The 25,052-nt window shown below is 42.4% G+C and carries 16 protein-coding genes and 2 pseudogenes; 10 read left to right on the plus strand and 8 right to left on the minus strand.

Going from position 1 to position 25,052, the window contains the following annotated elements; all coding sequences use genetic code 11:
* Positions 1-11: 11 nt before the first annotated feature.
* Entirely contained in the window at positions 12-2,228 is a 2,217-nt protein-coding gene (locus KA717_24500) for an AAA family ATPase (GenBank protein ID UXE59094.1), read from the minus strand.
* A 14-nt stretch (positions 2,229-2,242) separates the two neighbouring features.
* Here KA717_24500 and KA717_24505 point away from each other — a divergent pair, with 14 nt between their 5' ends.
* The 8 genes and pseudogenes from KA717_24505 (at position 2,243) to KA717_24540 (ending at position 14,631) form a co-directional block, all read left to right on the plus strand.
* The gene (locus tag KA717_24505) at positions 2,243-2,395 is read left to right on the plus strand and encodes a hypothetical protein (protein ID UXE59095.1); all 153 of its coding nucleotides are present in this window, start codon (positions 2,243-2,245) and stop codon (positions 2,393-2,395) included.
* A gap of 101 nt (positions 2,396-2,496) precedes the next feature.
* On the plus strand, positions 2,497-2,877 hold the full coding sequence (locus KA717_24510; protein ID UXE59096.1) for a DUF5615 family PIN-like protein: 381 nt from the start codon (positions 2,497-2,499) through the stop codon (positions 2,875-2,877).
* 869 nt (positions 2,878-3,746) lie between these two features.
* A pseudogene (locus KA717_24515) lies at positions 3,747-3,863 on the plus strand (hypothetical protein).
* A 183-nt stretch (positions 3,864-4,046) separates the two neighbouring features.
* Positions 4,047-9,794 carry a hypothetical protein gene (locus KA717_24520; protein ID UXE64771.1) on the plus strand — a complete coding sequence of 1,916 codons (5,748 nt, stop codon included), beginning with the start codon at positions 4,047-4,049 and terminating at the stop codon, positions 9,792-9,794.
* Between the two features lie 90 nt (positions 9,795-9,884).
* The gene (gene pyrH, locus KA717_24525; GenBank protein ID UXE59097.1) at positions 9,885-10,607 is read left to right on the plus strand and encodes a UMP kinase; all 723 of its coding nucleotides are present in this window, start codon (positions 9,885-9,887) and stop codon (positions 10,605-10,607) included.
* Positions 10,594-11,142 (plus strand): ribosome recycling factor, encoded by a 549-nt coding sequence (gene frr / locus KA717_24530; protein ID UXE64772.1) that lies wholly within the window; start codon positions 10,594-10,596, stop codon positions 11,140-11,142. The genes pyrH and frr overlap by 14 nt, the downstream gene beginning before the upstream one ends.
* A 312-nt stretch (positions 11,143-11,454) precedes the next feature.
* Positions 11,455-12,588: a branched-chain amino acid ABC transporter permease gene (locus tag KA717_24535; protein ID UXE59098.1), complete on the plus strand. Its 1,134-nt coding sequence runs from the start codon at positions 11,455-11,457 to the stop codon at positions 12,586-12,588.
* A gap of 357 nt (positions 12,589-12,945) precedes the next feature.
* On the plus strand, positions 12,946-14,631 hold the full coding sequence (locus tag KA717_24540) for an AarF/ABC1/UbiB kinase family protein (GenBank protein ID UXE59099.1): 1,686 nt from the start codon (positions 12,946-12,948) through the stop codon (positions 14,629-14,631).
* A gap of 109 nt (positions 14,632-14,740) precedes the next feature.
* Here KA717_24540 and KA717_24545 read toward each other — a convergent pair whose 3' ends face one another.
* The gene (locus tag KA717_24545) at positions 14,741-15,715 is read right to left on the minus strand and encodes a hypothetical protein (protein ID UXE59100.1); all 975 of its coding nucleotides are present in this window, start codon (positions 15,713-15,715) and stop codon (positions 14,741-14,743) included.
* Positions 15,712-17,490: an ATP-binding protein gene (locus tag KA717_24550; protein ID UXE59101.1), complete on the minus strand. Its 1,779-nt coding sequence runs from the start codon at positions 17,488-17,490 to the stop codon at positions 15,712-15,714. The genes KA717_24545 and KA717_24550 overlap by 4 nt, the downstream gene beginning before the upstream one ends.
* 686 nt (positions 17,491-18,176) lie before the next feature.
* On the opposite strand from KA717_24550, the gene purB reads away from it, so the two are divergent.
* Together purB and KA717_24560 are read left to right on the plus strand one after the other, a co-directional pair.
* Positions 18,177-19,472 carry an adenylosuccinate lyase gene (gene purB, locus KA717_24555; GenBank protein UXE59102.1) on the plus strand — a complete coding sequence of 432 codons (1,296 nt, stop codon included), beginning with the start codon at positions 18,177-18,179 and terminating at the stop codon, positions 19,470-19,472.
* Positions 19,473-19,705: 233 nt separating this feature from the next.
* Positions 19,706-19,978: a hypothetical protein gene (locus tag KA717_24560; protein UXE59103.1), complete on the plus strand. Its 273-nt coding sequence runs from the start codon at positions 19,706-19,708 to the stop codon at positions 19,976-19,978.
* A gap of 33 nt (positions 19,979-20,011) precedes the next feature.
* On the opposite strand, the gene proA is transcribed toward KA717_24560, so the two are convergent.
* The 5 genes and pseudogenes from proA to rsmH all read right to left on the minus strand — a co-directional run bounded on the left by proA (position 20,012) and on the right by rsmH (position 24,973).
* The gene (gene proA / locus KA717_24565) at positions 20,012-21,310 is read right to left on the minus strand and encodes a glutamate-5-semialdehyde dehydrogenase (GenBank protein UXE64773.1); all 1,299 of its coding nucleotides are present in this window, start codon (positions 21,308-21,310) and stop codon (positions 20,012-20,014) included.
* 96 nt (positions 21,311-21,406) lie between these two features.
* A pseudogene (locus KA717_24570) lies at positions 21,407-21,808 on the minus strand (ATP-binding protein).
* Between the two features lie 61 nt (positions 21,809-21,869).
* Positions 21,870-22,916: a sugar transferase gene (locus KA717_24575; protein UXE59104.1), complete on the minus strand. Its 1,047-nt coding sequence runs from the start codon at positions 22,914-22,916 to the stop codon at positions 21,870-21,872.
* 468 nt (positions 22,917-23,384) lie between these two features.
* Positions 23,385-24,023, minus strand: coding sequence for a DUF3318 domain-containing protein (locus KA717_24580; GenBank protein UXE59105.1), 639 nt, complete (start codon positions 24,021-24,023; stop codon positions 23,385-23,387).
* Between the two features lie 110 nt (positions 24,024-24,133).
* Complete coding sequence (gene rsmH, locus KA717_24585; protein UXE59106.1) at positions 24,134-24,973, minus strand: 16S rRNA (cytosine(1402)-N(4))-methyltransferase RsmH; 840 nt, start codon at positions 24,971-24,973, stop codon at positions 24,134-24,136.
* Positions 24,974-25,052: the final 79 nt, after the last annotated feature.

Raw genomic sequence — 25,052 nt, forward strand, 5'->3', positions numbered from 1 at the left:
TTGACAGACCACTAGACTTCGATTTTCTCGGTGATCGTTGCCTGGTCTTCTGAATTTTGCTCTGCTTTAAATGCTGATTCTTCTCGCAGATGATTCAGAGATAGAACGAATAAATCCTCTACGCCATTGATCACTGCACCTAGGACGGGAATTTCAGCTTCAATAAATTGGTCAATGGCCTCTCTGAACAGGCTAGAACGAGTATAACCAGGACGAGTCACCATCAGCAAACCATCGCTGGCCGGTTCTAACAAAAGCGCATCGTTGCAATGGGAAAGGGGCGGTGTATCAATAATGACGAAATCGAAACGGCCTCGAATATCCTTTAATAAAAGCTGCATTTCACTGGATTCCAACAGGGCAACCGGTTGTCGCAGTGGCCCCGGACTGGGCAAAATATAAAGATTCAGAATCGAAGGCACCAGATAAATAGATTCACTGCTATTAGCATAGTACTGTAGAGGATCTTTCTGAACACCGATAGGCACGTCAATTTCTAGCCAGTCAGCCTTAGAGGTAGTTCTTAAGTCTGCTTCGATTAAGAGGGTACGTTTATCGGCATTGGCCGCCGCGATCGCCAAATTATAGGCAGTTAAACTTTTTCCTTCCTGTTCACTCACACTGGTCACCAGAATCACCCTGGGAGAATCGGAAACCCGATAGCGTAGATTACTCCGCAGACGTTCATAAAAAGCAAGGTAAACAGAGTCAAGCTCTTCGCTGACTAAAGCGGGAACTTCCTGATTGTGGAGCAAGCGTTTAGGGAGAACAGGCAGTTGACCCAATAACATCACGTCTCGCTCCGCTAGGGCTGTACGGATTTCCTCTGGGGTATGGAGACGATCATCTAACAGGGCCAACAAAAGGATGATCCCTAGGCCGGCCAGAATCCCCAAAACAATGCCGCCGATCAGAATCCAAGTGGGACTATAAATACGCCGTTGACGTTCTGATAGAGGTTGCACCGTTGCCGGTAAGGCGATCGCTAAACTTCCGGTTGTTTCCGCTTCCGCTGATTGAGCATCGGCCAGGGCTGTCAAAATATTTTGATAAACGACCCGTTGAAATTCCACCGCCTGTACCAAACGAGCCTGGGTCAATTGTTGATCAGGAAATTTTTCGTATTGCTGCCGTAATTCCTGTTCCGTCTTAACTACTGACTGCAATTGTTGTACTATACCAGCGCGCTGCGTTTGCAATACCAATAATTGAGAAGCCAACTGTTGACGACGCGGATCTAAACTACTATCTTGGCGAATTTGGGCCAATTGATTCGGAGCCGCTTTCAGACCTTGACGGCCAATTAATTCCTTAGCCCGTTCTTCGAGGAGTTTCTCATTCGACTTTTTCTCCTTCATTAGCTTGATTAGCGTCGGATGCTCTGGACGAAGATCTAATTTTAATCGTTCTAACTCTAGCTCTGTATTCAGAATCCGTGCTCTTAGGTTGCCCAGAATCGGATCAGCACTGAGGGCAACTGCCGTGTAGGCCTGTTCGGGCGTTAGTCCCAGTTGTTTGACTAAATTCTTAATTTGACCGTCAATTTCCTGAAGTTGGAGATTGAGATCCCGTTGTTGTTGCTGACTACTGGTAATTCCCGTAAACAGGCTGCCATCTTGAATCGCTAGTAAACCGGCTCCCTGTTTGCTAATGTATTGATAAAAGCGAGATTCCGCTAGTCTTAAGTCTTTTTGTACTTTGCTTAGTCGTTGCGTTAAGGCTTCAATCCGACTGCGTAATTGGGAGGTATTGAGCCAGCGACTATAATTCACCATCTCCTGCATAAGCGTATTGAGAATTAACTGGGCTTTTGCGGCTGAATCCGGATCGGTTAATTCCAGTTGAATCATATCTGAAACCGCTTCTTTGCTACTATCTTCCGTTTTAGGAAAAGTAATTAGCAGTCGCTTATCCCGAATCACCAAGATTTGGTCAGAGGTTAACTTTAGTTTATCGGCTGTGTTTTTTAAAATATTGTAGGAAAGCAACATTTCCCGCGTAATGACTTTCCCTTGCTGTTGCAGTTGAGTTCCAGTACTGGTAAAAGCGGGGGGAGGGGTTCGGAGTGATAATTGCCCAACAACGCTAAAAGTCGGACGGGGAGGTATGGGAGGAGGTTGGGTGGCAATGACCGCCGCAATCCCAATTACGCCTGCGGTCGTCATCAAACCTAGCCAGGCATTTTGGCTAAGGGAAATCCAAAAACGTTTGATGATGGGAGGAGCCATAGGAGAACTTCGAGTTGCAACTTAAGACTATCATTTTAGAGGAACTCATCGTTGCTGAGTCAAGGAGAAAGGCGATCGCCGCTTTAAATATTCCCTATACCCGATCCATGGCCAGTTCTTCGGTTATCCCTCGTTTAAGGGGTATCAGCCTCATTTCTAATGGTTGAAAAGACTTAGATGCTTTTATTTGTCAAACTGACCAAGTTCTTTATTGAGCTAAAATTTAGGGACGCGATCGCGCAATTAGCTTATAGAAACCAAATCCTCGTTGTCTCTTAAATATTTAATAGATGAAAATGTAAATCCCCTCTATCCCACTCAACTACGATTAAAGCGACCTGAATTAGTCATTTTAGTTATTGGGGAACCTCTAACACCCAAAAAAGGGACTAAAGATCCTGAAGTATTAGGCTGGTGTGAAGAATATGATTTTATTTTAGTCACTAATAACAGACGCTCAATGCCTGTTTACTTAAAAAACTATCTTCAGCAAGATAGACATATTCCCTGTATTTTTATTCTTGATCCTCAGCTAAATATTGGTGAAAATATAGGGGAATTATTGCTTGTTGCTGAAATCTCCTTCGCTGATGAATATCGGGATCAAATTATTTATTTATGGGATGACTTTTGCTTCTCCTCTGCTTAGACTGACAAAAGAGAGATAATCATTGATCGGCGATCGCTGATTTTGCTTCCGAGAGACGTTTAAATTCTTCATCAGCATTTGTAACAAAATTTAACATTCGCCCTAACCCTTATATCTACTAGCTTTGTAGTAATTGACCATTAGAACAGGGGGTTGCTTTTTTTGTATTTATTGTTGCTTTTTTTGTATTTATTGATAGACTATCGAAAGTTAGCCCACTCAGAATCCTATTTAATTTCAATATTGCTGGAATAACTTCTGTTGTTAGAGATTCTCTTTTTCGCGGCTCTAAAGTTTTTAGATCATTCTCAATCAATATAGTCACTTAGCTCATTACTTCTATGACCATTAACTCTACCTTGACTCTTGCCTATGACCAACTTGGCAACTTTGCGGGTTTGGAAAATTTCTGGAGTTTGTTTGATACGGCGTTTGGAACCAATTATGATCGCACAATGGCTTTAACCTTTCAGTCGAAATGGTTGGCGGGAGATTTTAGTCTGTTTCCCACCATTGAGGTGGTGGGTGATGAGGTGTTGGGAACGGCTAATGGGGCCTATGGCAGCAATAATACGATTTATGTATCTGAGCAGTTTTTGAGTACGGCAAGTGAGTTGTCTTTAGTGGCTTTGCTGTTGGAGGAGTATGGGCATTTTGTGGATGCTCAGGTTAATGCGGTGGATAGTGCGGGGGATGAGGGAGCGATTTTTGCAGCTTTGGTTGCGGGTGAGAGTCTGGATGTTTTGGCTTTACAGACTTTGAGGGCTGAGGATGATCATGGAACTATTACGGTAAATGGGCAAGTTATTCAGGTAGAGAAGCAGGATTTTACGGGAACAGATGGTGATGACAATCTTACAGGAACTTCTGGGAACGATAATATTTATGGCTTGGCGGGTAATGACACGCTAAATGGTGTTGCAGGCAATGACCTCTTACAAGGAGGTTATGCAAACGATACTCTCTATGGTGGGGCAGGAAATGACTTATTCGCTCTAGAGTATTTTAGTGCTTCTGGATACACCCAAAATACTGACATCATAGAAGACTTTGTTTCTGGTCAAGATAAAATTGATGTAAGCAGTTTAGGGATAGGAGACTTTAATACTATTCTGGTTCTTTTAGGGGAGGATGAGCTTGGTACTGCTCAATTAACGACTCAATACAACTTGTATGATGGTGACTACTTCTATCGTCTTAAAGTCAATGATTTTCGAGCTAATCAATTACAGGCAAGCAACTTTAATTTTAATACCTTAAATGCTAGTACAATAATCACAGGAACAGATTATCGAGATGATTTATTTGGTGGGTTAGGTAATGATACTCTCAACGGCAACAATAGCAATGATCGTCTCTTTGGTGAACAAGGTAATGACCTTTTACGAGGAGGTTATGCAAACGATACCCTCTATGGTGGGGCAGGAAATGACTTATTCGCTCTAGAGTATTTTAGTGCTTCTGGATACACCCAAAATACTGACATCATAGAAGACTTTGTTTCTGGTCAAGATAAAATTGATGTAAGCAGTTTAGGGGTAGGAGACTTTAATACTATTCTGGTTCTTTTAGGGGAGGATGAGCTTGGTACTGCTCAATTAACGACTCAATACAACTTGTATGATGGTGACTACTTCTATCGTCTTAAAGTCAATGGTTTTCGAGCTAATCAATTACAGGCAAGCAACTTTAATTTTAATACCTTAAATGCTAGTACAATAATCACAGGAACAGATTATCGAGATGATTTATTTGGTGGGTTAGGTAATGATACTCTCAACGGCAACAATAGCAATGATCGTCTCTTTGGTGAACAAGGTAATGACCTTTTACGAGGAGGTTATGCAAACGATACCCTCTATGGTGGGGCAGGAAATGACTTATTCGCTCTAGAGTATTTTAGTGCTTCTGGATACACCCAAAATACTGACATCATAGAAGACTTTGTTTCTGGTCAAGATAAAATTGATGTAAGCAGTTTAGGGGTAGGAGACTTTAATACTATTCTGGTTCTTTTAGGGGAGGATGAGCTTGGTACTGCTCAATTAACGACTCAATACAACTTGTATGATGGTGACTACTTCTATCGTCTTAAAGTCAATGGTTTTCGAGCTAATCAATTACAGGCAAGCAACTTTAATTTTAATACCTTAAATGCTAGTACAATAATCACAGGAACAGATTATCGAGATGATTTATTTGGTGGGTTAGGTAATGATACTCTCAACGGCAACAATAGCAATGATCGTCTCTTTGGTGAACAAGGTAATGACCTTTTACGAGGAGGTTATGCAAACGATACTCTCTATGGTGGGGCAGGAAATGACTTATTCGCTCTAGAGTATTTTAGTGCTTCTGGATACACCCAAAATACTGACATCATAGAAGACTTTGTTTCTGGTCAAGATAAAATTGATGTAAGCAGTTTAGGGGTAGGAGACTTTAATACTATTCTGGTTCTTTTAGGGGAGGATGAGCTTGGTACTGCTCAATTAACGACTCAATACAACTTGTATGATGGTGACTACTTCTATCGTCTTAAAGTCAATGATTTTCGAGCTAATCAATTACAGGCAAGCAACTTTAATTTTAATACCTTAAATGCTAGTACAATAATCACAGGAACAGATTATCGAGATGATTTATTTGGTGGGTTAGGTAATGATACTCTCAACGGCAACAATAGCAATGATCGTCTCTTTGGTGAACAAGGTAATGACCTTTTACGAGGAGGTTATGCAAACGATACTCTCTATGGTGGGGCAGGAAATGACTTATTCGCTCTAGAGTATTTTAGTGCTTCTGGATACACCCAAAATACTGACATCATAGAAGACTTTGTTTCTGGTCAAGATAAAATTGATGTAAGCAGTTTAGGGGTAGGAGACTTTAATACTATTCTGGTTCTTTTAGGGGAGGATGAGCTTGGTACTGCTCAATTAACGACTCAATACAACTTGTATGATGGTGACTACTTCTATCGTCTTAAAGTCAATGGTTTTCGAGCTAATCAATTACAGGCAAGCAACTTTAATTTTAATACCTTAAATGCTAGTACAATAATCACAGGAACAGATTATCGAGATGATTTATTTGGTGGGTTAGGTAATGATACTCTCAACGGCAACAATAGCAATGATCGTCTCTTTGGTGAACAAGGTAATGACCTTTTACGAGGAGGTTATGCAAACGATACTCTCTATGGTGGAGCAGATGACGATACTGCTATTTATTCTGGGACTCGTTCTCAATATTCCTGGACGACTATTTCTGGGGGATTTCGTATTACCGATTCCGTTAGTAATCGAGACGGAATTGACACTTTGTACGGTATCCAAAAACTAAAATTCTCTGATCAAACTGTAACCATCGCTCCTGTTGAAAATATTCTCCCAACTCTTGCGATTAATGACATCACTATCAGTGAAGGCAATAGCGGTACAAAAAACGCAACTTTTACTGTTACTCGCACTGGTACAGCAACCAACTCCATCACTGTTAGTTATGCAACTACTAACGGCACAGCAACAGCAGGTAGTGACTACACCTCCACCAACGGAACCTTAACTTTTGCTACCACCGAAACCAGCAAAACCATTAACGTTGTAATTACTGGTGATACCACCGTAGAAGCCAATGAAACCTTCTTTGTTAATCTCTCTGGTGCGACCAACGCCACAATCGCTGATAATCAAGGGCTAGGTACAATCACCAATGATGATTTACCCAGTATTAATCTTAGTCCTAATGGTCAAACCATTGTCGAAGGCTTAACCAGTCCCCAAAACCTGAGTTATACCGTTAGCTTATCTGGCAGTAGCACTCAAACCATTACCGTTCAGTATAACACTGCCAATGGAACCGCTTTAGCTGGCTCAGACTATACCGCAACAACGGGAACCCTCACCTTTAACCCTGGTGTCACCAGTCAAACGATTTCAATTCCCATTCTTAATGATTCTGTTAATGAAGCCAATGAAACCTTTACGGTTAAGTTAACGAGTCCTACCAATGCAATCTTAGGGGGAACAGCGACAGTAACAACCACCATTAGCGATACTCTTTCCGCTTCGACTACCACGACCCTACCCACTAATGTCGAAAATCTAACTCTCACCGGCTCTAGTATTATTAATGGTACGGGCAATACGGGAAACAATGTTCTAACTGGCAACAGTGCCAATAACACCCTCAATGGCGGCGATGGCAACGATACCCTCAATGGTGGTGCAGGCAATGATAGCTTGATTGGTGGTAATGGCAACGATTATGCCTACTATTACAGTTCAACTGGAAGTGTCACCGTTAACTTAGGAACAGGAATTGCCAGTGATGGTTTAGGAGGAACCGATACCCTCTCTCAAATCGAGAATGTTCAAGGCTCCAATATCGCAGGGGATAATATTACTGGTAGTACTGGCAATAATGTACTGTATGGTTATGGCGGCAATGACATCCTCAACGGTGGCGATGGTAATGACACCTTAATTGGTGGAGCCGGCAATGATAGCCTGATTGGTGGAAATGGTAACGATTATGCTTACTATTACTCAGCAACAGGAGTAGTGACAGTTAACCTTGGCACAGGAACAGCCAGCGATGGGGAAGGAGGAACTGATACCCTCTCTCAAATCGAGAATGTTCAAGGCTCCAATACCGCAGGGGATAATATCACGGGTAGTACCAGCAACAATGTACTATATGGCTATGGTGGTAATGATATCCTCAACGGGGGTGCAGGATTTGATACTCTGATTGGAGGACTAGGTAATGATATTTACCAAGTCGATAGCACTACTGATGTCATTACTGAAAATGCCAGTGAAGGAACCGACACCATTCAATCCTCTGTCACCTTTACCATCGCTTCTCTAGCTAATATTGAAAACCTGACTCTCACCGGTTCTAGTGCCATCAATGGGACAGGCAATACAGGGAACAATGTTCTGGCCGGCAACAGTGCCATTAATACCCTTAATGGCGGCGATGGTAACGATACCCTTAATGGCGGTGATGGCAACGATACCCTCAATGGTGGTGCAGGTAATGATAGCTTGATTGGTGGTAATGGCAACGATTATGCCTACTATTACAGTTCAACTGGAAGTGTCACCGTTAACTTAGGAACAGGAATTGCCAGTGATGGTTTAGGAGGAACCGATACCCTCTCTCAAATCGAGAATGTTCAAGGCTCCAATATCGCAGGGGATAATATTACTGGTAGTACTGGCAATAATGTACTGTATGGTTATGGCGGCAATGACATCCTCAACGGTGGCGATGGTAATGACACCTTAATTGGTGGAGCCGGCAATGATAGCCTGATTGGTGGAAATGGTAACGATTATGCTTACTATTACTCAGCAACAGGAGTAGTGGCAGTTAACCTTGGCACAGGAACAGCCAGCGATGGGGAAGGAGGAACTGATACCCTCTCTCAAATCGAGAATGTTCAAGGCTCCAATACCGCAGGGGATAATATCACGGGTAGTACCAGCAACAATGTACTATATGGCTATGGTGGTAATGATATCCTCAACGGGGGTGCAGGAGTTGATACTCTGATTGGAGGACTAGGTAATGATATTTACCAAGTCGATAGCACTACTGATGTCATTACTGAAAATGCCAGTGAAGGAACCGACACCATTCAATCCTCTGTCACCTTTACCATCGCTCCTCTAGCTAACATCGAAAACCTGACCTTAACGGGTTCTAGTGTTATTAACGGCACGGGCAATACTGCCAACAACATTCTTACAGGCAATACTGCCAACAATACTCTCAATGGTGGTGATGGCAATGACACCTTAAATGGTAATACAGGAGTCGATACCTTAATCGGAGGTTTAGGTAATGATATTTACCAAGTGGATAGCACCACCGATGTCATTACGGAAAATGCCAACGAAGGAACCGACACGATTCAATCTTCTGTCACCTATACGATCACCTCTCTAGCTAACATCGAAAACCTGACCTTAACAGGTTCTAGCGTCATTAACGGTACAGGCAATGCTGCCAATAACATTCTCACAGGCAATACGGCCAATAACACCCTAAATGGTGGTGATGGCAATGATACCCTTAATGGCGGTGCAGGCAATGATAGCTTGATTGGCGGTAATGGCAACGATTTTGCTTACTATTACAGTTCCACTGCCAGCGTTACAGTCAATTTAATAACGGGAACCGCCAGTGATGGTTTAGGCGGAACTGATACCCTCTCCCAAATTGAGAATGTCCAAGGCTCCAATACCGCAGGAGACAATCTCACAGGGGATGCCAATAATAATACGCTTTATGGCTATGGCGGTAATGACACCCTCAATGGTGGGGATGGCAATGATATCTTAATCGGTGGGACAGGCAATGATCTTTTAACAGGTGGTAATGGAACCGATACTGCCTACTATTACACCGTCACAGGAGCAGTAACAGCTAACCTGGCCACTGGAACCGCGAATGATGGAGAAGGGGGAACCGATACCCTTTCCCAAATTGAAAATATCCAAGGCTCCAATACTGCAAGCGATAATCTCACTGGCAATACAGGTGTTAACGTTCTTTACGGTTATGGCGGTGCAGATATTCTCACAGGTGGAGGCGGTAATGATCTTCTCTATGTCGGCAGTGATACGGTTAAAGACACCGTTAACTATACCAGTGGTGATGGGGTTGATACCGTTTACAACTTTGTACGTGGAGTCGGTGGAGATCTGCTCAAATTCACTGGCATAAACGCTATTGATATCCAGGTTTCTGGCACGAGTACCCTGTTTAAAGTGGGTGATGGAGTAACTGGTAACTCTGGCTTTGGTACTGGAACCTTACTATTAACCACCAGTGCCACGTCGGGTTTTGTGGCCGCTGATGTCAATGTCAATCTCCTAGGGGCAACCTTTGCTTTTAGTTAAGCCAAAATTCTGAATCACTACCCCAGGTTTCCTAAGAATGGTATCGTATGGGGTGATTAGTTTAGATCAACAGGAACAGTGACCCAGGGCATGACTTACCAGCGAGTATTACTGAAACTAAGTGGCGAAGCATTAATGGGCGACTTGGGTTACGGTATTGATCCCAAAATTGTGGCTGATATTGCTCAAGAGGTGGCCGACGTGGTCGCGCAAGGTGTACAGTTGGCGATCGTTGTCGGCGGGGGTAATATTTTTCGAGGAGTCAAAGCCTCGGCTGCGGGCATGGATCGGGCAACAGCAGACTATATTGGCATGATTGCCACCGTCATGAATGCCATGACTCTTCAGGATGCCCTAGAACAAATTGATATTCCCACCCGCGTCCTGACCGCGATCGCCATGCAGGAAGTGGCAGAACCCTATATCCGACGACGCGCGATCCGGCATCTTGAAAAAGGTCGGGTCGTTATTTTTGGGGCCGGTTCTGGTAATCCCTTCTTTACCACCGATACCACTGCGGCCCTTCGGGCAGCCGAAATTGATGCGGAAGTAGTGTTTAAAGCGACCAAAGTGGATGGCGTATATGATGCTGACCCCGTTCTTCATCCCAACGCCCGTCGTTATCAAAGCCTTACCTATGCCCATGTTTTGGCCAAGGATTTAAAGGTGATGGATAGTACCGCGATCGCCTTATGCAAAGATAATAGTATTCCTATTATGGTATTTAACCTCTCTGTACCAGGCAATATCGTTCGTGCCATTAAAGGTGAACCTGTTGGAACCATTGTTGGAGGCTCCTGTGAAGTTAGCTGAGATTAAAGAAAATATGACCAAAAGTGTTGAAGCGACCCAACGTTCCTTCAATACTCTACGGACTGGCCGTGCCAATGCCTCTTTATTAGATCGGGTAATGGTGGATTACTACGGGGCAGAAACGCCTTTAAAATCTTTGGCCACGATTAGCACTCCTGATGGAAGTACAATTACCATTCAACCCTTTGATAAAGGTAGTTTAAACCAACTCGAAAAGGCCATTTCCCTGTCCGATATTGGCTTGACTCCTAGTAATGACGGGCAAGTTATTCGTTTAAATATTCCATCCCTGACCACCGATCGCCGCAAAGAACTCGTTAAACTGGCGGGGAAATTGGCAGAGGAAGGTAAGGTTGCTATTCGTAATGTTCGTAGAGAAGCGATCGATGCAGTGCGTAAACAGGAAAAAAGTCACGATATTTCTGAAGATGAAGCCAAAGATCTTCAAGATGAAATTCAAAAAGTGACGGATTCTTCGATCAAAAAAATTGATGAGCTACTAGCAACTAAGGAAAAGGACATTTTAACGGTGTGATACCAAATTCTGTTTTCAAAGTCCTTTTTATTCCATGTAGGGGCTTAGTCTCTAAGCCTTACACTCTATGGATTTGAAAACCAAACCCCTACAAAATATTAACGGTGTTTTACAAGCGGATTTGGTATGAGATTTTAATTTTCTAAGCTGTTAATTCTTTAAAACCTATCTAGGTAGTGGGCTTAAACGGTTATTGATCTCAAACTTATCTAGGCAAGGGGCTTAAGCCCCTTGTTATGAAAATTTAGGTACAAAATATCAGGCAATCCAAATGCGCGATTACTTAAAATAATTATCTATAAATTAACAATAATGAATAATTTCTTATCAAGTAGTGGTTATTTAATCTTTCTGGTTACTTCTACCGCCGTTTATGCCATTTTTGGGCTGGGATTAAATTTACAATGGGGTTTTACCGGATTAATTAACTTTGGTCATGTTGCCTTTATGACCCTAGGAGCCTATGCCACTGCCCTACTGACCCTTAATGGTGTTCTCATGCCCTTTGCTGTTCTAGCGGGTATGATTCTATCCTCCCTATTGGGGTTATTAATTGGCACTTCTACTTTGAGATTAAGAGAAGATTATTTGGCCATCGTTACCATTGGTGTTTCAGAATTAATTCGTTTAGTGGCTCTGAATGAAGAATGGTTAACTAAAGGAGCTTTTGGCATTCAACGTTATCCCTTGCCCTTCGACTTTGAACCCAATATTTTCGTTAAATTTCTCTTTATTGGCAGCTTAACTATTTTAGCCATTTATGCGGAAGCGATTCTATTACGCAGTATTACTAGACAGTTCAAAGAAAATCAGCAAATTCAAGGCAAAAGTTATCAACCTCGTAAACCATTAGCTCTGATTATTTGGGGGGCGATCGCCACTTTTTTGATTGTATTTGCCTATGTGCCAGGAGTCGTTTCCCTTTACAACTATAGCTATAAAGCTGGTTTAATGTTGTTGACTCTTCTAGTTCTGGCCTTAGTTTATACGGGCTTAGAATTTTTGGTGCATTCTCCCTGGGGACGCATACTTAAAGCGATTCGAGAAGATGAAGAAATTCCTAGAGCTTTAGGCAAAAATGTTTTTTGGTATAAACTGCAATCCTTTATGTTGGGAGGCGCGATCGCTGGACTAGCCGGAGCCTTTTTTGCTTGGCAGTTAACAACCATTTATCCTAGCAATTTTGAGCCGTTATTAACCTTTCAAGCTTGGATTATTGTCGTTTTAGGAGGAGCCGGAAGTAACGCTGGAACAATTTTAGGCGCGGTTATTTTCTGGGCCTATGATTCTCTCACTCGTTTTATTCTGCCCCAATTAAATGCTTTTGATCAGAGTCAAGCAGGAGCCTTCCGAGTCATGATTATTGGTTTAATTCTCATGATCTTAATGGTTTGGCGACCCCAGGGGATTTTAGGCAAGAAAGAAGAATTAACTTTGGGACGATAGCCAATGAAATTCATCTGGGTCAGGGCTGGTTAGTCAAATTTCTGTTTCAGCCGGCGATCGCTCAAAATGAAGCCCAACAGACTTCAGACGTTTTAGCTTCCAAAGATTCCAGGGTTTAAACAAGATCTCAACTTGAGTAGAATCATCGACTAAATTCAATAAATGCTATAGATAGACTGCTTATCCCGTGGTGAGAACTTGGGATGACTAGCTCTGCTATGTAAATATTTATGTAAACCCTGGATCTTTTTGGGATGCTTCCCCTATACTCGCAGTTGTTTCTTGGTGCTAATATTAAGAAAAGTGTATTTTTTTATACTTAATTTAACAATTCCTTTATTTTCCTTTAATTAACCTGTGAATCCTTCGCCCTCTTTTTTTCCTGACTCTGATTCAGCAATCGAACAACTGACCCACTATGATGCAGAGGCGATCGCCCAATATTACCGTTATCGTCCTTGGCAACTGATCTGGCGCACCTTAGTTGTACTTTTGTCCTTTTTGCTTTTTTTCTTTCATCTTCAGTGGGATCAATGGCGAAATCAGGTTGAAACCCATAAACTACAGCGAGCTAGTGAACTGCGGGAATTATTAACTCGTCTAGGGCCAAGCTTTATAAAAGTTGGGCAAGCCCTTTCCACTCGTCCCGATCTGGTTCGCCGCGATTTTTTAGAAGAATTAATCAAATTACAAGACCAATTACCACCATTTAATAACGAATTAGCATTTAGCATTATTAAACGAGAATTGGGTTTAAGTGTTGATGAAGCTTTCCGAGAAATTTCTCCCCATCCCGTCGCCGCCGCCAGTTTAGGACAAGTTTATCGAGCCGTTCTTTATACAGGGGAAGAAGTTGCGGTTAAGGTTCAGCGTCCTAACTTGCGTCCCTTACTAACCTTAGATCTCTGTTTAATGCGCTGGGGAGCCAAAAATTTTGCGGGGTTTCTGCCCCTAAATTTGGGTCATGATTTAACGCTCATTGTGGATGAATTTGGCATTAAGTTATTTGAAGAAATTGACTATCTTCACGAAGGCCACAATGCCGAAAAATTTGCTGAGAATTTTCACAATGATCCAGAAGTTAAGGTTCCAGGCATCTATTGGCAATATAGCAACACTAAAGTTTTAACCTTGGAATGGATTAATGGTTTTAAATTGACTGATACGGATAAGATTCGAGCAGCCGGAATTGATCCCAATGTCATTGTTAAAATTGGTGTTACATCGGGCTTACGTCAACTATTAGAATATGGCTTTTTCCATGCCGATCCCCATCCGGGCAACCTTTTTGCCACCCTAGACGGACGCATTGCCTATATTGATTTTGGCATGATGGATCAACTGGAAAACAAGACAAAAGAAATTTTAGCCAGTGCCATTGTGCAATTAATTAATAAGGACTATAAAGCCCTTGCTGATGATTTTGTTGAACTCGGATTTTTAACCTCAGAGACCAATATCCAAGAAATTGTTCCCGCCCTGGAAAAAGTTCTAGGGGCAGCCATGGGGCAAAGCGTCAGGGATTTTAATTTCAAAACCATTACCGATGAATTCTCGGAGTTAATGTATGATTATCCTTTCCGGGTTCCAGCCCAATTCGCACTCATTATTCGTTCTCTCGTCACTCAAGAAGGTTCTGCCCTCAGTCTAGATCCCAATTTTAAAATTGTGGAAGTGGCCTATCCTTACGTTGCCCGTCGTTTGTTAACAGGGGAATCACCTCAATTGCGTCGTCAATTATTAAATGTTTTGTTTAAAGATGATCATTTCCAGTGGCAACGTTTGGAAAATATGCTAGAGATAGCCCGTTCCGACGAGAAGTTTGATATTTTGCCCACCGCTCAACTCGGCATTCAATATCTCTTTTCTGATGAAGGTCTGTACCTACGTCGTCAACTACTCTTAGCGTTAACGGAGGATGAACGGCTACATACGGCGGAAGTGCAAAGGCTTTGGAGTCTGATTAAAGATGATATTAAACCTCAACAAATTTTTACCGTCGCCATTAATGCAATTCGAGAGTTTTCGTTAATCAGAGGCTAAAATCAGAGGTTAGGTTATTGGCTAGGGGGAAAAATCTTCAGAGCAGGAAAAATCATCAAAGACTTGTTCAAGGTATCTCCTTAGCGAAAAAAATCTTCCTAGTAAACCGTCATTTTCGAGGGAGAGAGTTTTGTTGAAGACCCTCTGATTTAGGCAATAAGTCTTGTTGTAAGACGACCGCAACTCCTAGACTAAATAATGCCATTAGTAGAAGAATAATTAGAAAAACTTCGTGGTGAGGTATATTTATTGGGTTTATTTTAGTGAGTTTTCCGCCTAGCAGTCGATGGAACCAAGTGGGCAGAGGAGTGGAAATATAGTAGGGGATTTGGGGATCGACAGTTTCCATTTCGCCTTGACGCGATCGATGAATATTAGAAAATAACCAATAAATGGGTGTGCCTACACGGGTAAGCTGCAAGGTCGAAACACCATCTATTTCCGTGATCGGAATTTCTGAATAAAATAGCTGATAATTGGCTTGCCACTCTTGCAGACGTGTAACCAAAGGATTTAAGGCTTTTTTCAGCCGTTGCCAGAAAAGGGGATGGGGAGGGAGTTGATCGCATTTTGTTAAAATGATCGCCAAGGGTAAGGATAAGCCTTGATTAACAACTAATTCCACGACAGATTCGAGGGGCTGAAGCAATTTAGTGAGAGAAGCGGGATCATCGGCCGTTTGTACTAAAGAAGGTGCGTCCAAAAATAAGCAACAACCATCACTATGGTTCAACATGGCAGTGAAAGCTGGATTATGGACATGGCAGGATTCTCCTGGTACATCCCACCAACGAACTTGGCCTAACGTTTGATGCCCCCATTGGCTACGTTGTTTCAGTAGAAACTCAAAATTGGTGATTTTTAGGGTGGCGGGGGGATATTCTCCAGTTTTAGCTACATAAACTAAAAGATTATCAATGGTTCTTCGGGCATCTCGATCTTCACAGTCAAACCAGAGAAGACGCTGCTGCTCCGTATCCTGGTGAGATTCTAGGTAACAGGCCGCCAAAAAGACGGTTTTCCCAACTCCCCGTTGGCCAATACTTAGAAAACTATAAATAGGTTGTTTTGGTTGGCTGGTCATAGATTTGGACAGGAAGACGACGGTTCTATTAAAGCTGCAATTTTTCTGAAAAAGCAATATACATCTTCGTGAATCTCATCGGAAGTCATATTATTAGCAACAGTTTCACGAGTTAATTCAATTGGATAGGGTAAGGCAAGTTTAACTGCCTCTTGCTTTAACTGTTGGAATAAAGCATTATTATCTTGAAAGAGCAGTTTTTTGCCATCAACCACTTTAAAAATATTTGCTTTTACTTCATGCCAGGATTGATGAGGAGGAAGAGTCAAATTTTCACTACTAAAAAAATCCATAATGATTGGCTTAATTGGGTGATTGATAGACTGCTCGGAATTGCTGATTCCACTTTTTTGCAAGTAAGCTCTTAACCAGGCATCGGGAACTAACAAATAATTTTCAATGTTTTTGCGTTGCCATTCATAAAGACTAGGATTATTCGGTGGTGGATGAAAAGCCGTTTCGCTACTATCATAATCAAATAAAATTAAGCGTTTGGTTTTAGGAATAATTTGTCTCACTCCCTCAAAATGGCGATCGCTGTCCGACTTCATTTTATCTTTAGAACCACCACGCATCACCCGAAAACAAAGTTGACTGAGGATTGCTTGATATCCTAAAACCGAGGCCCATGATCGCAATAATCGTTCATCAGTTTCACCTTCCACATAAACAAGCAGGGGTGTTTCTAATTCCGTTAGCTGAGTGATTTCTAGATTAGAAACCTCTGCCATTGCACTCAAAATTGCTGGTTTTGCTTCAACTCGCTTCGGTATTTTTTCCAGTAATGAGATTACTTGCCTAATATCCACACCTTGAATAAATTCTTCTGCATGGGTAGCAATTAAAAATTGTGATTTCTTATTTCTTAAACTCTTATTTTTGAAATAGTCTAGAATTTCTCTTTGTAAATTGACATGAAGATGGGCATCTGGTTCATCTAATAAAATAGTCGTAGGACGATAGCCATAAAAAAAAGCCAATAGGGTTAAAATCTGATGAAACCCACTTCCGCCTGCAATGATGTCATATAATTTATCAAATTGTCGATATTCGCACTGTATCTTAGTATCGCGTTTGGAATTATATCTAGGTTCATTGAGATCAACATTAAACCAATTTTTAAGGACTCGTTGAATTTCTTGCCAATCCTCACGATTATTTTCCCAAACTCGCAATAATAAATTTCTAAGTACACTGCCTGGTTGAGCCTTGCCAATTTGTTGTCTAATGGGGCCATCATCACGTCTTTCTTCACTAGGTTCCAAGCCAGAAAAAGGAGGAACATAGGCAATTATCGGCAAGCATGAATTAATATTTTTTTCATCTCCTTCTAGTTGACGAAAACGCGCCCATCCTTCCGCAGGAATGGCATAGATTGTTTGTGGTGAATTATAGCGCAATCTTACGCCGAATGTATGACATTGAGGATTAGGTTCTTCTGTCATCCAAGTAACATCAATATCAATCAAAATATATTCTGGTTTTTTGGTTCCTTCTGGTGTTAAGGAATAGCGACGATCGGTTTTTTCCCGCCATAGGAGGTTAAATTCAGGAACAGGTAGAGCCGTAAAGTTAGGTAGAACAATTTGTGTTCCATTTTTGCCACGACGGTTGGTTTGGCGAAATTCATCAATACAGAATTGCCAAATAGTTAAAGCTTGTAAAATCGTGCTTTTCCCACTATTGTTTCGACCTACCAGTAGATCAAATTCCGAAAATTCGTATCGCTGCTCTGTAATACTTTTAAAATTTTTGAGGGTCAAATAAGTAATCATTGTTAGGAGATTGCTCAATATTGTGCTAGATGATTTTTTACATCAAAAAAGTTATCCCAAACAATATAGGGGGATGATTTTCGGCTTCTAAATAACCGACCAGGCGATCGCGGATAAGAACTAAGTAGCTGGTTGCAATTAAATATAAAACGTGGGATGGGCATCCTGCCCGTCCACAGGCTTCTAGCCTGTTCCACTATCTAACAATTAATTAAGCCCACTTACTTAGTCCCAAAAAGGTGATCAATGAACACAACGCTGGGACTTCAAAAATCCTACCATCCTTAAATTGATGATCCAGAAAAAGGATTACCCCTAAGTCCACTCATTCTATATAAAATAATCACACTAGTCATCCACCTCTAACGGGCCCCTATGAATCTTACCTGTCAACCTACGGAAGTATCGACGACAGAAGCAGGCATGGAAACGAAACCCAAGGCTGCTTGTTTCAACCTCATGGAACTTTTCTACCTGTAAATAATGCGTTGATAAATTATCCTGTGAAACGGTACGATAGGGCTTTCGAGCTCGCGTCAGATGTAATCAACGAAAATTTTACAGCAAGGAAAAATTTTGTCTAAATATCTTCAGTCCATATTCAGTTTTGTTACAGAATCCTAAAACTGTCGCGATCGCCGTCCTTAAGAATAGTAAAATAAGACGGTAATATTGAGAGTAGTCTTGTGATTGAACGTTATACCCTGCCTGAGATGGGCAACCTTTGGACTGATGCCTATAAACTCAAGACCTGGTTAGATGTAGAAATTGCTGTTTGTGAGGCCCAGGCAGAGTTGGGGTATATTCCCGCAGCAGCAGTGGAAGAAATTAAGGCTAAGGCCAATTTTGACCCCCAACGGGTTCTCGAAATTGAAGCAGAAGTTCGCCATGATGTGATTGCCTTTCTCACCAATGTCAATGAATATGTCGGAGATGCCGGTCGTTATATTCATCTCGGATTAACCAGTTCTGACGTTTTAGATACTGCCCTAGCCCTACAATTAGTGGCCAGTTTAGACCTCATCCTAGAACGCTTAGAAGATCTCATTCAAACCTTACGTTACCAAGCCCAGCAACATCGCTATACGGTGATGGTTGGTCGTTCTCATGGTATTCATGCTGAACCGATTACCTTTGGTTTTAAACTAGCCGGTTGGTTAGCTGAAGTTCTCAGAAACCGCGATCGCCTGGTGCGTTTACGACAAACCATTGCTGTGGGTAAAATATCAGGGGCGGTGGGAACCTATGCCAATATTGATCCCAGGGTAGAAGCGATCGCCTGTCAGAAATTAGCACTAGAACCTGACACAGCTTCTACTCAAGTTATCTCTCGCGATCGTCATGCCGAATATGTTCAGCAATTGGCCTTATTAGGAGCCTCATTAGAACGCTTTGCCGTAGAAATTCGCAATTTGCAACGCACTGATGTATTGGAGGTGGAAGAGTACTTTTCCAAAGGACAAAAGGGTTCCTCGGCCATGCCCCATAAACGCAATCCGATTCGCTCCGAACGCTTAACGGGAATGGCGAGAATTGTTCGTGGTCATGCAGTGGCTGCGTTAGAGAATGTGGCTCTTTGGCATGAACGGGATATTTCCCATAGTTCAGTAGAGCGGGTGGTCTTTCCCGATAGCTGCATTTTGACCCACTTTATGTTGCAAGAGATGACCAACTTAGTCAAAAATCTGCTCATCTATCCCGAAAACATGAAGCGCAATATGAATGTCTATGGAGGAGTCATTTTTAGTCAGAAGGTGCTGTTAGCTCTTGTGGAAAAAGGCATGAGCCGAGAAGCGGCCTATCAAGTTGTTCAGGGTTCTGCCCATCAAGCCTGGAATCAAGAAGGTGGCGATTTTGAAGCCTTGATTCGTCAAGATCCCAAAATCACTCAATACCTAACACCCGCAGAAATCACCACTTGTTTTGATCCTCAAGAACATTTGAAAAATTTAGAGCAAATTTACCAACGCCTAGATATTTAAGCAAAAACAATTAAAAACGGTTATCCTAGGCTTAAACAAAAAAATAGCTCAAAATCTTTCACCTCTATCAGCTAAAAATGTTTAAAAAGTGGAATGTTGATGATTGGATGAACCATATCTTAATGCTGGTAACGCTTTTGGGGTTGGCCTATATCTGGTTTGGGCATTAAACCTGGATTTGAAGCCATTAAGTCTGTTTTTTTGTTGTCCTTAACCTTCGGAGTGAAAAAACGATGATTAATCCGAGAACCGTCTTTGCCTCAGGGATAATTTCTGCGTTAATTGGGGCCATGATTGGCTATGGGGCCGGTTATCTAGCCTTGAATCGTCATGGCAACAGCCAAATTTATCGTTATAACAGTCAAGCTTACGAACAGTTATATACACATAAATTTGTCTGGATTGGGGCGATCGCTGGTTTGTTGATCGGTATGGGCCAGGATTGCGTTCTACAGATGAAAAGGGAACAGGAAAAGGAACAGAAAAGCTCTCAAGATTCCTATTAATTTAAACCCGAAGGCGGATCGCCTTAAACCCTCCTAAAGTTCCAGATCTCGATGGCTAAAAGCTTTAGCCTCTGAACCACTATAGTGAGCAACAATTTGACCATTGCCCTGAAGTTGATATTTGTAAGTGACAAGACCTTCTAAGCCCACGGGGCCACGGGGCGGCATTTTCTGCGTGCTAATTCCCACTTCTGCTCCAAAACCGTAGCGGAAACCATCGGCAAAACGAGTACTGCAATTGTGATAAACGCCCGCCGCATCCACTTGATTTAAAAATAGTTGGGCAGTTTCCTGATTTTCGGTGACGATCGCCTCAGTATGTTTAGAGCCGTAGGTATGAATATGTTCAATGGCAGCGGCCAAAGAATCAACGACTTTAATAGCAAGAATTAAATCACTATATTCGGTACGCCAATCCTCCTCTGTTGCTGCCTCACAATTAATGAGTGTTTGAGTAATGGGATCTCCTTTTAAAACGACCTGTTTTTCCTGTAGAGCTAGGGCCAGTTGGGGTAACAGAGTAGCTGCAATGGCTTGATTAACGAGCAAGGTTTCCACCGCATTACAGGCCGCAGGATATTGGCTTTTAGAATCGACGGTAATGGCGATCGCCTTGGTAAAATCGGCTGCTTCATCTAAATACAGATGACAAATACCATCCGCATGACCTAAGACGGGAATACGAGTATTTTCTTGAATATATCTGACAAATTCGTTAGAGCCTCTAGGAATAATCAGATCCACATAATCATCTAGGGTTAATAATTCACGAATTTCTGCCCTCGTGGTGAGGAGTTGAATCACCTCAGGATCAACGTTTGTTGTGGCTAATCCTTGCTTAATGATTTCTACCAATACCTGACAGGAACGAAGGGCTTCTTTGCCGCCTTTGAGAATGACACCATTTCCTGATTTAATCGCCAAACTACTGATCTGGATCAGAGCTTCAGGACGAGCTTCAAAGATTACCCCCAACACTCCCAAGGGACAAGCCACTCGTTTGAGAACTAATCCTTCGTCTAATTCTCGATGCAGTGTGATCGCGCCCAGGGGATCGGCCAATTTTTCCACATCCCCCACCCCAGCAATCGTCGCTTGTAATTTGCTCTCACTCAGTTTTAAGCGATCATAAAGCGGTTTACTAATGCCTTCACCTTGGGCTGCTTCACAGTCGGCTTGATTGGCTGCTAAAATTTGGGGACTGGCCACCCTTAAAGCCTCTGCCATAGCCGCGATCGCTTGATTACGATCAGCCAGGGAAAGACATCCCAGCGCCAAGGCCGCCTGACGAGTTTTTTGGGCAAGGATTCGTAAACTATCGGGATGATTCATAAGAGGAGCTTCAGGACGTAAACTAATTGCTTTACTGGCTATCAAACAATTCTTTTGGGTTCCCTCTCGAATGTAGCAAATTTTATCTGTATTTTGCTCCATCAAAAATAAACCATTGCAGCCGGTAGGGATAATAATTTCACCATTGATAATCGCTTCATTAATGAGTCGTTCTTGAGTTTTCAGGTCGTCGGGATAACCACTACGAATCGCCTGTATTTTTTGTCTCCATTCTTTAATAATCAGCTTCCTTTTTTTTAACTCCTGTTCAAAGGCAAAGGGGAGTCCAAAATCCCAGATTTTAATTTCGATCACTGTTTCTAACAAACTGATTTCAATCTCAATGGGGGTTTCAGGCAATAAGTTTTGATGAGCATATTTGATGATATTTGTAAATGCTTCTGACAGAATTAACTTGATAATATTGAGATCATATTCTTGTAGATAATCTTCAAAGTAACGATGAAAACGATCTAAAATATAGGACAACTGAAACATTTCCGAGTTTACCTCTAGGCGTAACTGTCGGAAAGAAGAAGAGTTCGGGTCGGAAAAATCGTTAGACTGCACCACTATTTTTATGAAAAAGGATGAAAATAGTTTTTAAAATGAGCTGTAAATCATACCAATGACTCCAGTTCTCTTGATAACGTAAATCTAATTTAATTACGTCTTCAAAATTTTGAATTTTGGAGCGGCCATTCACTTGCCATTCTCCCGTCATCCCTGGTTTCACATCTAAACGTTGCCAGGCTGGTACTTCGTAACTATCCACTTCTTCTGGGGTGGGTGGCCTTGTCCCCACTAAACTCATTTCTCCTTTTAGAACATTCCAAAACTGAGGCAATTCGTCTAAACTAGTTTGTCGGAGAAATTTTCCCACTTTGGTAATACGAGGATCATTTTTATTTTTGAAAATTGCCCCCTCCACCTCATTCGGGACTTGTGATTTTAGTGCTTCCGCATTTCTGCACATGGAGCGGAATTTGAGCATTTTGAAGGTTTTTCCCAGCCAACCACAGCGCGTTTGGGCAAAAAAGATCGGCCCCTTACTATCTAATTTGATAGCGATCGCGATCGGAATGAAAATCAGCCCCGTGATACTTAAACCGACTAACGCTCCCACAATATCGACAGCGCGCTTCAGACCAGAACGAATGGAAGGATGGGTTTTAGGGGGTTGTAAGCCACCAGTACCAGTACCGGCGATTATTTTTGCACTGTTGGCATCCGGCTGATGAGGTGGAAGCGTCGTAGAGAATAGAGGATCTAGACTATTTTGAAGAGTAAAAACTCGATCCAGTCCAGTCATGGATAATACCGACATGACATTGGGATTAACCTTGAGCAAGACTAATTGAATATTTTTACTTTTAGCAACTCTCAAAATCTGAACCAGGGAGCCAATACCGCTACTGTCCATAAATTGAGTCAGACTAAAATCCAGGATTAACCAAGCAGAAGTTAGATCCGTTTCTAACAGATGACAAGAAACTTCTTTAAACCGGATTGCCTCAAGAACGGTTAAGCGTCGAGGAATGGTAATGACGGGTATTTGATCTACAAAGCGAATCGCAAAATCCGACGCAGGAGGCTCTAATGTCATGAATTAACCCAAAATCAATTTGACACTCTCAGGTCTGAAGACACTGAGATTCTTGAATAGCCCAAAGTTTGAGCCTCAAAGGTGTAGTCAAAGCACCTCTATCACTCAAAACAACTACCTCGCGGTGCTGCCATTGTGTTTACCTTTCTTTTTTTGCTTGTTTTCAGAGTCCATCACTCAGCCAGTTTGGTACGCTCCCCCACCTGCCATTGCTTGCCATTGTCTGTGTCACCTCTCAATAGGCTTACTCGATTAGCTGGGATTTCACCACACTAGGAGGGTTCAATGCGTAGATAGTTGTTCCTACTCACACCTAAATTATAGCGCAAGGGGAATAAATTCCCCTGAGTCGTTTTTCCTCTCAGGTCTAAAGACGCTGAGTTTCCAAACTCCCATCCTTTTCTTATGAGTAGTGAGTCTGCTAAGTTAATTGGTTATTGATGCCATCTCAAGTTCTTGTTAATTCCTTTACACTTGACCCACTGGTTTGGTTTTAGCTTTCATTTTAGCGGCACTTTGTCTGAGAGCCTGGAGGCGGGATTCATAATATTTCCGTTGACGACGATTGGGGGTTTGGTCAATCATGGCTTTAAAGGCACTGCCCAGACTTTTATAGGCATTGGGTAAGGTATAACCGAAACGGGTGGCTAGGGCGATCGCCTTTTCGTCTGCATCAATCGCTTCTTTCAGTTTTTTATCACCATTATTTTTTTGCCAGAGCCGATAACCGGAAATCCCGCAAAGGGCCAGAGCCAAAAGCAGCAACAAACCATCCTGTACCCACAACTCACCTACCGCACCACCTAAACCAATGGCTAGGGCCGCCATCTCCCAACCTTCACGGGGAATGGTATCGTTTTGAATGCGGGCAACTTCGTGCCAGAACAGCAAATTACGTTGATCGATCGCTAAATTTTCCCACTTTGCCAAATCCACTTGAATTTCGATTTCATCTCGCCCCAACTCTTCTGAGCGAATTAACGGCGGATTAATTTCCGTGCTGCCCTCTACCATGACCCAACTTTGTAGTTCAGGTGGAAGTAGGCTTTTTAGCCGCCGAAGTTCACTCATTTCGGCTCTTGCAGTAGCAGATGCGTAGGATGTCATGGTTAACAATGGCTTGAAAGATTTGCTCCCATCTATTTTAACTTGATTTGAACTTGGATATTTCTGGATGCAAATTTGTCATGATGGGAATAGCTATCATAATAGCCTTTTTAGATTTTCTTTTCTGTTTCACCAGTGGACTCGGCCCAGCGTAATTTAGCCGATCGCGATCGCGGATTCTGATTCTGTTCCAGGGAAGACGGCAAGATCGGTTTTTTGGTTAGCACCTGAAGCCAGGGAGATTCTCGAAAACGGTGTTTGACTAAACGGTCTTCTAAACTGTGGAAACTGATAATACCCAAACGGCCCTGGGGTTTTAACCATTGGGGAGCTTGGGCTAGAAATCGTTCGAGGGAACCTAGCTCATCATTTACCGCAATGCGTAGAGCCTGAAAAACACGGGTAGCAGGATGAATGCGACCATAGCGATATTTCGCTGGCACACAACGGGCGATCGCCTCTGCCAGGGTTGTCGTAGTCGAAAAAGGACGATTTTGGACAATCTGACGGGCAATACGCCGAGATAATCTTTCCTCTCCATATTCAAAGAAAATTTTGGCCAATTCGACTTCCTGCCAATGATTAATAATCTCCTGGGCTGAGAGGGACTGGCCTTGATCCATGCGCATATCCAATGGAGCCTCTTGACGAAAACTAAATCCCCGCTCTGCTTGATCCAATTGGGGAGAACTGACTCCAAGATCAGCAATAATGCCGTCAAATTGTTGAGCCTGACCTGGAAAATCCCCAAAATTCCCTTGCCAAAAACTGACCCGTTCACCAAAGCTCTGAAATTTCTCCCGCACAACGGCGATCGCCTGGGCATCTCGATCAATAACCGTGAGACGAAGCTCAGGAAAGGCTTGAAGAATAGCTAGACTATGACCGCCTGCCCCAACAGTGGCATCCAAATAATTCCCCTGGGGTTGAATCGCTAACCCAGTGATCATTTCCGTTAGCAAAACCGACAGATGGGCAAAAGATCTAGACCCAGAGAGCGATTCAGCTTTAGAGGCGACTATCGACTGG

Origin of the sequence: Woronichinia naegeliana WA131, from assembly GCA_025370055.1 — a bacterium.
Classification (GTDB): Bacteria; Cyanobacteriota; Cyanobacteriia; order Cyanobacteriales; family Microcystaceae; genus Woronichinia; species Woronichinia naegeliana.